This is a genomic window from Acidobacteriota bacterium (assembly GCA_022340665.1).
Lineage (GTDB): Bacteria > Acidobacteriota > Thermoanaerobaculia > Thermoanaerobaculales > Sulfomarinibacteraceae > Sulfomarinibacter.
This window is the reverse complement of record JAJDNM010000108.1, coordinates 1-7,225: the sequence shown is the minus strand read 5'-3', so window position 1 is coordinate 7,225 and position 7,225 is coordinate 1. Positions and strand designations below refer to the sequence as shown.

The window sequence follows — 7,225 nt, the reverse complement described above, 5'->3', positions numbered from 1 at the left end:
CGTGGCTTGAGCGCGTCATCCCGACCGCCGAGAACCTGGCGCGGGTCTTTTTCGAGCGCACCGCGCCGGAGCTTCCCGAGGGCGTCGAGTTGGTTGCTCTGACGGTGCACGAGACGGAGCGTAATTCAGCGACCTTCAGTCTCTGAGTTTTGAGTTCTCAGTTTTGAGTCTTGAGTTTTCCCCCTCCCATCCGTGCGACCCGCAGGGCGAGTGGGAACTCAAGACTCAAAACTAAGTGATGACTTCGCCTTCAGAGCTGTATTCCTTCAGCACCGGTTCGAGGCCCATCCAGAAGTCGGCGTCGGCCACCAACAGGGTGGCGAGATAGACAAGTGCCGTTTTTCCTTCGGAACCGGCTAGGTCTCGTCCCGCCTTCTCCACCTTCTCCGCATCCGGTCCCTCGAAGTCGTCGGGCAGGTCGAGCGCGCCGTCGTCGTGCGGCAGCCCGACCGCATCGAGATAGCTGACCATCAGTGGGCGGCGCTGGTCCATGTGGAGGTGGAAAAGGTACTGGAAGAGGACCGATTCCGGCAGGCTGTCCGCGAGACGGACGAGACGGCCGGCGACTCGTTCCGCGCTCAACTGGCGCACCGATTGTTGACGAAACTTGAGCTCAGTTGCCAGGGCCATCTCGAGAGCGGACCTGCTCTCGCGGTCGGCTCCGTTCCAGAATGCGACCGCGGCCGCCTTCTTCTCGTCCTCGTCCATCAGGTCCCAGACCGCGTACGGCCCTCGGCTCTCAACTGCTTCGAGCAAAGTCGTTTCAGCCATCAGATCCTCCTCGTCGAACGGACAGGGTACAGCAGTTCGTAACGTTTGAACGTTCAATGTTGAAACGTTCAACGTCAGAGTTTGTACTCTCCCTCATCGATCACCGGAATGCTCCTCCCATCCGAGTGGACGATGACCGCGCGCTCGACCTGAACGGGATTGCCCTTGGCGTACACGATGTCCTGGTGGATCACCGACTCCGGGCTCTTGAAGTCCTCCACCCCGACGACGCCACCGAGGTGATCGGAGCGGCCGAATGCCCAGTGGAAACCGGCCTTCTCGTCCTCGAGCACCTCGCCGGTCACCTCCGCCCGGTCATTGACGCCGAATGCGACCTCGGCGATGTTGCCACGCGCCGGATCTTCATCGAAAAACGACGCGAAGCGCTCCGCCACAGGCCCGTCGCCCTCGACCACGATCACCGTGTTGGCAACCACGTGGAACAGCACGAGCTCATCGTCCTCGACCACCGGGATCGTCCCCGCCGTCCAGGATGGAACCGCCTCGAACTCCCCCTCATAAGGCACGACAAAGGTCTCACCCGACGGCAGATTGATGATGCGATCACCCTCCTTGCCCCTAGGAAGATACCCGTCATCCATTTCCGGCGTCCGGTGCCGGAGGTCGAACCAGCACCGGTGGCCGGTCGAAAAGAGCACATCGCAGAGCACGGCTCCATCCATGATGTCGAATATGGCCTTGCACCGCGCCGCCACCTTGGAGTAATCGGCGGCCAGGGCGGTTTCCTCCATTCGCTCCTCGACCCCCGGCATCGAGGCGGCACGGAAGTCGTCCTCGGCCTCCGCAAGGTGCGCGAGCGGCGCGGTGGCCGAGAACTCGGTCATCGCGATCACCAGGGTCGACTCCTTGAGGGCGTCGAGGAGATCCACCTCCTCGTCACCGACCTGTCCTTTCGTTGGTAGATCGGCGTTGTTGGCGCCGGTCGCTTCGAAGCTCAGAATCGGTCGCACCGTGAATTCTCTTTCACCTGCGAGCTGAACCATGGCCTCGCGCCAACGCTCGGCCATCGCCCGCCGCGCCGTCCAACCGGAATGGTCGGGAACATCGCTGGTGGGCAGATCGACGGCGAACGAGACGACCTCTCCCGGCTGAGGATCGAATACGTCGATCAGGAGTTTCTTGATGTCAAGCATGTTCCCTCCCATGGCCCGAACCGTTCACAAGGCTCCATGAATGGTTCGGGCTCGCGAACTCACCGCCAAAGAATTGTACTCCCGCGGCAGCGGTATTATTCTGCGCCACATGACAGACACCGAAATCAAAGCCGCAGTAGTCGGAACCGGTCACCTTGGGCGCCACCACCTCCGCATTCTCGCGGGGATGGACGGCGTGCGTTGCATTGGAGCATTCGACACTGACGCGGAACGTCTTGCCGAGGTCACCGGAGAGCACGGGGTGGCAGCTCTCGATGACCTGGAGGCGGCCGGCGCGGCCGACGCAGTGGTGGTCGCCACCCCGACGATCAGTCATCGCGAGATCGCTGGAGTCCTGCTCGAAGCCGATTGCCACGTGCTGGTCGAGAAGCCGATCACCACGACGGTCGAAGAGGCCGAGGAGTTGATCACCATTGCCGACAAGAACTCCAAGGTGCTCGCCGTCGGCCACGTCGAGTACCACAACCCCGCGGTGCAGGCAGCCCTCGGTCTCGCCGACGGCGTGCGCTATCTGGAGTCGCAGCGACTGTCACCTTTTACCGCTCGATCCGTCGATGTCGATGTCATCCTCGACCTGATGATTCATGACCTGCAAATCACGCTGGCAGTTGCTGGCGAGCAACCTTCGGAGATCCGTGCCGTCGGCGTGCCCGTTTTGACCGACAAGGTTGACCTGTGCCATGCCTGGGTCGAGTTCCCGGATGGTTTGGTCGCCAACCTCACCGCCAGCCGGGTGTCGGCCGAGAGAATCCGCAAGCTCCGCCTATTCGCCCGTGAGTCTTACTTCTCGATCGATTACGCCGAGCAGAGCGTGTCATCGGCGCAGCTCATTCGCAGCGAGACCGGAGTCGAGATCGCCCCGCGCCTGGTCGAGGTCGAGAAGGAGGAGCCCCTCAAGGCCGAGCTCGAGGCGTTCATCAGCGCCTGTCGCGGTGACGATTGCCCAATCGTCGATGGCCGAACCGGTGCTTCCGCACTGGCGGCCGCCATCACGGTCAGGGAGTGCGTCGAGAAGAGGTAGGCCACACCGGTCGGTATCAGCGTTTCAGCTGATAGTCAGCCCTCTCCACAGAGCTGGGATCGTTCGACCGGCGGAAGATCGTCCCAGGCGGCCGCGAGCCACCTGACGCCCTCGAGGAAGGCCCGAGCCCGGTCGGTCTTCGGGTACACCGATCGCACAAGATCCCAAAACTCCGGCGAGTGGTCGAGATGTACCGTGTGGGCCAGCTCGTGCGCGACCACGGATTCGAGCACCCAGGGCGGCATCTGACGGAGCGCAGCGTTGAGCCGGACGATCCCTGTCTGCGCGCTGTAGCTGCCCCACTGGGAGTTCTGGTTGGTGACGAACCGAACCTCGGTAACCTCGGGCGGGTCGGGGAATCGTCGAGCCACCTTGCGCGCGATGGCCTCGGCGCCGCCGTCTGCGTTGACAGCGTCTGCGCGTGACCGTCGTACCAACTTCCGTGCCAGCTCGACGATCGACTCTTCGAGCTCCCCGGCCGGCACTCGATGCGGTGCGCTTATCGAAAGCTTGCTTCCGTTCAGGCAGGCATTGATATTCTTGACCCGCTTGCGGACCACCTTCAGCTGGAGGACCACCCCGTCTACTTCCAAGGTCCGCATCCTACTTTTCATGGATAGCATGCTACCTGAACGAGTGAGCCCGCATGTCCCTCGACGTCGCGCGGCGAACGCCGCGAAGGCTTGCCTGTTGCTTCGTCGAGCAGCCTGATGCAAGCAAACACATCAGACTGCGGCAAATCGCTGGCCGCAGCAGCGACGAGGGATCTTATGCAGGTTAAAATCACCGTGGAGCAATCGTGAAGCCAGCACATCAACTTTGGCGATCCCGCGGAGTCGTGACGGTCCTCCTCCTGTTGACCATCAGTACTGCTTCACCCGCCTGGGCTGACTTCTGGTACGAGCACTACTCTCGGGCCGAGACGGCGATCGAGAACGGTGATTGGGACCGGGCGATCGAAGAGCTGCAGCAGGCGCTCGAGCGCAAGGGCGACTCAGGCGCACGGGTGCGCTGGTACGGAATGAAGGTCTATCCCTACTTCCCCTACTTCAAGCTCGGCATCGCCTACTACCACCTCGGTCAGTTCGAGGCTGCCCTGCAGGCGTTCCAGACCGAGGAGCAGTTGGGCGCCATCGAGGCATCGGAGTCCGATTATGCTGAGCTCAGGCGTTATCGGAATCTCGCTCTCAACGCCATGTTGAAGACTGCGCGGGCCGAGGAAGAACGTATTGCTCAGATCGTTGGTGAGAGCCTTCGCGAAGCCGAGATCCTCGAAAAACAGGGGCGGTTGTCGGCGGCGATGGAGGCGCTCGGCAGCTTCGAGCCGAGATAGAGCGGTTTGAACCTCTGAATACAACCGACCCCCGTTTGAATCCTAACAACCGGTACGGCAATCGCGCACCTTTGTTGCGCCCTGCTTCGCTTGCGGGCTCGATCACCGTTGGTCATGGACTGCGTTTGCCCCGGTCCGACCCCGCTCTCTCGGGTCAAGTGTGGAGAGTGAAATGTACAGCCCGCCCCCCAGGGACTCTTGATTCTCAACTCTAAACTCTTAACCCTTGGCTCCTATCTTCTCGTGGTACCCAATTCGCACGGGCGTGGGCGCGGCGGAAGTCGAAGCGCTCGATGTTGTGATACGAGTGCTCTGCGTCTCCGTCCACCGCCTCACCCGTCGAGGCCGAGGGTCAGCTCCGCCAGCTCGCGGTTGCGTCCGATCAACGTTCGGACTTCCACCAGATATTGAGCCTCGCTTCCCACTGCGTTAACCTCGCTCCAGGATCGTCCAAGAAAAACGAGATTGCGCTCCGACTATTTCAGCCACCGCGAATTCGCTGCGCAGAATCATGGAGGTCATCGATGTCGATTTCCAATCTGGTCTCGCTCCGATCGAGTTTTTTTTTGCTGCTGGTTATCACCTGGTCATCTGCCGCGTCGTTCCCTTCAGCCGCCGCCGGTGCCGAAGGTCCGAAGCAACTGCTGATCAGATGTGACGACATCGGAATGTCCCACACGGTCAACATGGCGGTCCGCGAGCTGATCGAGACGGGGATGCCCTTTTCTGCCTCGGTGATGATCGCCTGCCCCTGGTACCTCGAGGCGGTCGACATTCTCAAGGCCAACCCGCAGATCGGCGTCGGCATCCATCTGACCCTCAATTCCGAGTGGAGGTCCTACAAATGGGGGCCGGTGCTCGGGGCCACTGCAGTTCCATCGCTGGTCGACGATAACGGTCATTTCTACGCCTCGGAGGCGGAGTTCGCGTCGGCGGGTGCCGACCCGAACGAGGTCGAGATGGAGCTCCGGGCGCAGATCGAGCGCGCGCTCGACGCGGGCCTCAGGGTCGACTACCTCGACTATCACATGCTGACGGCGACCTCGACGCCGGAAATGACAGCCATCGTCGAAAAGCTGGCTGCTGAGTACGGTCTCGGGTTGGCTCGCTACTTCGGTGAGACCGCCGTTTCGATCTGGGGGGAGGAGCCTGAAGACAAGCTATCGATACTGCTCGACCACGTACGAGCGATTCGGCCCGGCCTCAACCTGTTGGTGATTCACCTCGGGATGGAAACACCCGAGATGTCCGCGATGGTGGACATGAACAACGAGCGCGATCCCTATCGGGTCGCAATCCATCGCCAGGCCGAGCTCGACGCCATCACGTCTCCGGCATTCCGTGCAGCCATCGAGGCCGCCGGGATCGAGCTCCTCACCTACAAGAACGTGGTTGCAGAGATCGGCCTCGATTCGATGGCGCCACCAACCGATCTCAACAGCTACAACTCGGATTTTGTCGAGCGCGACTGAGGCTCGAACGGCTGTCACCACTCCTGAGGAAAGCCTCTACTCGTCAGCAAGCTTCAGCATCTCGCTGCCCGCCAGCAGGAACGCTCCAGTGCCGTACTCCATGCTGTCGTCAGCGGTCACGGAGCGCGGGTCGTAACCGATCTGTTGCACCCAACCCAGCCGGCCGTCGGCCTGTTGTGCCCATAACAGGCCCTTCCAACCGCGGCGCACCGCCGGCATGTAGGAGGCCTCGTCCAGCAGTCCGCTGTTCACCCCCCAGGCAAGACCGAAGGTGAAGAACCCGGTGCCGCTGGATTCAGGGATCGGATACTCGTCCGGGTCGAGCAGGCTGGACCGCCACAAGCCGTCGTCGCCCTGCACCGCCACCAGGGCTGCCGCCATCTCGCGGAACAGTTCCTCGTAGCGCGGCCGATCCGGATAGTCGGGCGGCATGTGCTCGAGGACCAGTGCCAGGCCGGCGAAGACCCAGCCGTTGCCCCTCGACCAGAAGATCTTTTGACCGTTCGTCGTCCGGGGACCGCTGCCGTCCTGCTGAATGACATAGCGGCCGTCGCGGTACCACAAATGTGCCTCCCGATCGTAGAGGTAGCCATAGGTCTCCCACCACATCGTGTTCATCAGGTCGAGAAATCGCCGGTCCCTCGTCGCCTCGGCGATCAACGCCATCGACGGCGGTGCCATGAAGAGGGCATCGCACCACGACCAGTTGTCATCCTCTGACCACCCGACGTCGGGTCCCGGTCGCGGATCCGCGATCATCTCTTCGAAACGCGCGACCGTCGCCTCGATCATCCTCCGATCGTGCTCGACGAGGAAGATCTTGGCGTAGGTCTGGGCAATGCAGTGGTCGTCGGCATGGCGCGGTCGCGGCCCTGGCTGCCATTCATTTTTTTCTGACAACCGTTTTGCTGCCTCCAGATACTGCCCGTCGCCGGTCGATTCGAACGCCGCCATCACCCCTGCGAAGAAGGCGCCGCGAACCCACTCGGTGTCGCTCACCTCCTGAAACCCACCGTCCGGAAGTGGCGCCGAGTACACGATGTTCTCGATCTGCCACTTGAAGGCGCGGTCCATGGCGGTGAGGATCGACTCGCGAGAGAACGCCTCAGGAACACTCGGTGATTCCTCGACCGTACGTTGGTCGCAGCCGTGGCTGACAACAATTGATGCTGCGAAAAGAACAATCGCGGTCACGAATCTGGCGATTTTCATCCGGTCTCCTCCTGTGTGGATGCACGAAGATCTTACAGTGTATGGAAAGCCTCTCCAGATCTCGTGAGGTCTGTCCGGCTTCTTGTCCGCGGATCCGTCTTTCAGGCTACGGCTTCACAAGCCGCGCTTCGCCGAAACGGGCGTCGTGACCCCCCTTCAGAACTGAGTGATCCTAAGCCGTCCACCCTCCCTCTCGAAGACCCCCACGGCAAGGATCACAATCCAGTTCTGAAGGGGGGTT

The 7,225-nt window shown here is 61.8% G+C and carries 8 protein-coding genes; 4 read left to right on the top strand and 4 right to left on the bottom strand.

The annotated features are described in order from the left end of the window. Positions 1-17 precede the first annotated feature (17 nt). Positions 18-146: a 6-carboxytetrahydropterin synthase gene (locus LJE93_12590; GenBank protein MCG6949741.1), complete on the top strand. Its 129-nt coding sequence runs from the start codon at positions 18-20 to the stop codon at positions 144-146. An 85-nt stretch (positions 147-231) separates the two neighbouring features. Here the strand turns inward: LJE93_12590 and LJE93_12585 are convergent, their stop codons facing one another. Beyond that, complete coding sequence (locus LJE93_12585) at positions 232-771, bottom strand: hypothetical protein (GenBank protein MCG6949740.1); 540 nt, start codon at positions 769-771, stop codon at positions 232-234. A 74-nt stretch (positions 772-845) separates the two neighbouring features. Next, entirely contained in the window at positions 846-1,925 is a 1,080-nt protein-coding gene (locus LJE93_12580; protein MCG6949739.1) for a hypothetical protein, read from the bottom strand. A 109-nt stretch (positions 1,926-2,034) separates the two neighbouring features. Between LJE93_12580 and LJE93_12575 the strand changes: the two genes are divergently transcribed. Next, entirely contained in the window at positions 2,035-2,967 is a 933-nt protein-coding gene (locus tag LJE93_12575; GenBank protein ID MCG6949738.1) for a Gfo/Idh/MocA family oxidoreductase, read from the top strand. A gap of 35 nt (positions 2,968-3,002) precedes the next feature. Here the strand turns inward: LJE93_12575 and LJE93_12570 are convergent, their stop codons facing one another. Beyond that, positions 3,003-3,581 (bottom strand): M48 family metallopeptidase, encoded by a 579-nt coding sequence (locus tag LJE93_12570; GenBank protein MCG6949737.1) that lies wholly within the window; start codon positions 3,579-3,581, stop codon positions 3,003-3,005. 185 nt (positions 3,582-3,766) lie between these two features. Here LJE93_12570 and LJE93_12565 point away from each other — a divergent pair, with 185 nt between their 5' ends. Both LJE93_12565 and LJE93_12560 read left to right on the top strand, forming a co-directional pair. Then, positions 3,767-4,300 (top strand): tetratricopeptide repeat protein, encoded by a 534-nt coding sequence (locus LJE93_12565; protein ID MCG6949736.1) that lies wholly within the window; start codon positions 3,767-3,769, stop codon positions 4,298-4,300. 524 nt (positions 4,301-4,824) lie between these two features. Continuing rightward, positions 4,825-5,772, top strand: a complete 948-nt coding sequence (locus LJE93_12560; protein ID MCG6949735.1) for a ChbG/HpnK family deacetylase — start codon at positions 4,825-4,827, stop codon at positions 5,770-5,772. Between the two features lie 36 nt (positions 5,773-5,808). Here the strand turns inward: LJE93_12560 and LJE93_12555 are convergent, their stop codons facing one another. Next, entirely contained in the window at positions 5,809-6,984 is a 1,176-nt protein-coding gene (locus LJE93_12555) for a glycoside hydrolase family 88 protein (GenBank protein ID MCG6949734.1), read from the bottom strand. Between the last annotated feature and the right edge of the window lie 241 nt (positions 6,985-7,225).

Bases quoted from the DNA above. Each gene is read 5' to 3' on its own strand.
- LJE93_12585 (MCG6949740.1), bottom strand. From the start codon at position 771: ATGGCTGAAACGACTTTGCTCGAAGCAGTTGAGAGCCGAGGGCCGTAC.
- LJE93_12580 (MCG6949739.1), bottom strand. From the start codon at position 1,925: ATGCTTGACATCAAGAAACTCCTGATCGACGTATTCGATCCTCAGCCG.
- LJE93_12575 (MCG6949738.1), top strand. From the start codon at position 2,035: ATGACAGACACCGAAATCAAAGCCGCAGTAGTCGGAACCGGTCACCTT.
- LJE93_12570 (MCG6949737.1), bottom strand. From the start codon at position 3,581: ATGAAAAGTAGGATGCGGACCTTGGAAGTAGACGGGGTGGTCCTCCAG.
- LJE93_12560 (MCG6949735.1), top strand. From the start codon at position 4,825: ATGTCGATTTCCAATCTGGTCTCGCTCCGATCGAGTTTTTTTTTGCTG.
- LJE93_12555 (MCG6949734.1), bottom strand. From the start codon at position 6,984: ATGAAAATCGCCAGATTCGTGACCGCGATTGTTCTTTTCGCAGCATCA.